At 73.7% G+C, this 2,058-nt stretch carries 2 protein-coding genes and 1 tRNA gene; 2 read left to right on the top strand and 1 reads right to left on the bottom strand.

Features of this window, described 5'->3' with window-relative positions:
- Together FV228_RS27835 and FV228_RS27830 are read left to right on the top strand one after the other, a co-directional pair.
- A partial coding sequence (locus FV228_RS27835) for an urease accessory protein UreD (protein WP_246694053.1) occupies window positions 1-804 on the top strand: 804 nt, incomplete at its 5' end.
- A 166-nt stretch (window positions 805-970) separates the two neighbouring features.
- Window positions 971-1,044: transfer RNA gene (locus FV228_RS27830), tRNA-Cys, on the top strand.
- Window positions 1,045-1,192: 148 nt separating this feature from the next.
- Here the strand turns inward: FV228_RS27830 and FV228_RS27825 are convergent.
- The coding region (locus tag FV228_RS27825; protein WP_246694052.1) for a methyl-accepting chemotaxis protein at window positions 1,193-2,058 on the bottom strand (866 nt) is incomplete at its 5' end.

Raw genomic sequence — 2,058 nt, 5'->3', positions numbered from 1 at the left:
CGCTCGGACGGGCGCGTCCATCTGCGGGCCGGACCAGCCGGGGGAACGGGTCCGACCCGCATCCTCGACCTTGCCGAATCCGGCCCGTCGCGGCTGCGCTTCCCCCGCGGGGAGGGGGCGCTGGAGGCGGTGCTGGTCAACACCGCCGGCGGTGTCGCGTGCGGCGACGCCTTCACGATCGCGCTGGACCTCGCCCCGTCGGCCGACCTCGTGCTGACCACCACGGCGGCGGAGAAAATCTACCGCTCGGACGGGCCAGTGAGCCGGATCGAGAACCGCGTCACACTGGGGGAGGGCGCCCGGCTGGCCTGGCTGCCGCAGGAGACGATCCTGTTCGATCGCGCCCGGGTGCGGCGGCGCTTCGAGGCCGACCTCGCGGAGGGCGCGGCTCTGCTGGCCGTCGAGATCGTGGCCTTCGGCCGCGCCGCCCGGGGCGAGCGGATCGAGGCGGGGTTGTTCGCGGATGCCTGGCGCGTGCGCCGGGCCGGGCGGCTCGTCTACGCCGACAGCCTCGTCCTCGAAGGCCCGATCTCCGATCGTCTCGCCCGTCCGGCGATCGGCGGCGGAGCCCGGGCCTGCGCGACCCTGCTGGACGTCTCAGAGGGCGCGGAGGAACGCCTGGACGAAGCCCGCGCCCTGGTCGAACAGGCCGCGGTGCCGGGGATCGAGGCCGCGGCGAGCGCCTGGAACGGCCAACTCGTCATCCGCGCCCTGGCCGATGGGGTCGGCCCCCTGCGCGGCCTCGTCGGCCGGGTGCTGGCCGGGTACCGCGATCGGCCGATGCCCCGGGTCTGGCAGAGCTGAAAGGCTCTCCGTCGGGCCAAGGGCCGGTCCCGCGCCGATCGGCCCGCATATTCCTGCGCGGAAGCCGCATCGCGACCGTTGCCTGCCGCCGCCCACCTCTGCTAGAGACCCCCACCCGGAGCCGGCCGCCAGGCTCCGAGGGCGGCGCCACGGCGTCGCGACGAGGGGCCTCGTGGCGGAGTGGTTACGCAGAGGACTGCAAATCCTTGCACCCCGGTTCGATTCCGGGCGAGGCCTCCATCGATCTTCCGAGATACAGCACGCACGCTTCCGCCGCCCGGTCTTCGTGCCGTCGAGACGGCGGATGTCCCGCGTCGCGAACGCCGACATGGCGGCCGCCCCCCTGTCGACTCCCTCGAAGGGCCTTCCGCCTTTCAGGACGATGCCGTCAGGCCGCGGCGACCTGGGCCAAAAACGTCTCGATCGCCCGCTGCAGGCTGTGGGTCCCGGCATTCACCTGCAGGGCGCTCGTCCGGACATGCTCGGCCTGCACCTCGTTGGAGGCCGCGGTGGCGCGCACGCCCGCCACGCTGTCGGAGACCTTCCGGGAATCCGTCGCCGCGCTGGTGATGGCGCGGGCGATCACCTGGCTCGACTGGCCCTGCTGGTCCGCCGCAACCGCGACCTCGGAGGCGATGGAGCTCATCTGCGCGATCGTCTGGCCCACCGTGCCGATCGAGCCGATCGCCCCGACCGTATCGGCGGCAGCCGCCTGGATCGCCCCGATGTGATGGGCGATGCGGTCGGTCGCCTGCGCGGTCTGCGCCGCCAGGTCCTTGACCTCGGTGGCGACCACGGCGAACCCCCGTCCGGCCGCGCCGGCCCGGGCGGCCTCGATGGTGGCGTTGAGCGCCAGCATGTTGGTCTGCTGGGCGACGGCGCGGATCAGCGCGATCACGGCGCCGGCGTCGTCCGCGGCTTGCGAGAGGGTCGTCACCGTCGCCACCAGCCCTTGCGTATCCGAGAGCGCCGTCGAGGCGATCTCGCTGGTGTGCCGGACCTGGCTCTCGATCTCCCGGGCCGCGACCGACAACTCCTCGGCGGCGCTGGCGATGCTGACCACGACACCGGCGGTCTGATCGGACGCCTCCGCCACGACGGCGACCTGCGCGGTCGTCTCGCCCGCCAGACCCGATAGCGCGTCGGCCGAGGCCTGCATGGCGTCCGCGGAAGCCGCGAGATCCGCCACCGTCCGCTGCATCTCGGCGTCGAAGGCCTGGGTCGCCGCGGCCAGCCGCTCGGCCCGGACGAGGT

It is taken from the genome of Methylobacterium sp. WL18 (assembly GCF_008040015.1).
Taxonomy (GTDB): Bacteria; Pseudomonadota; Alphaproteobacteria; order Rhizobiales; family Beijerinckiaceae; genus Methylobacterium; species Methylobacterium mesophilicum.
This window is presented reverse-complemented; position numbering and strand designations above follow the sequence as displayed.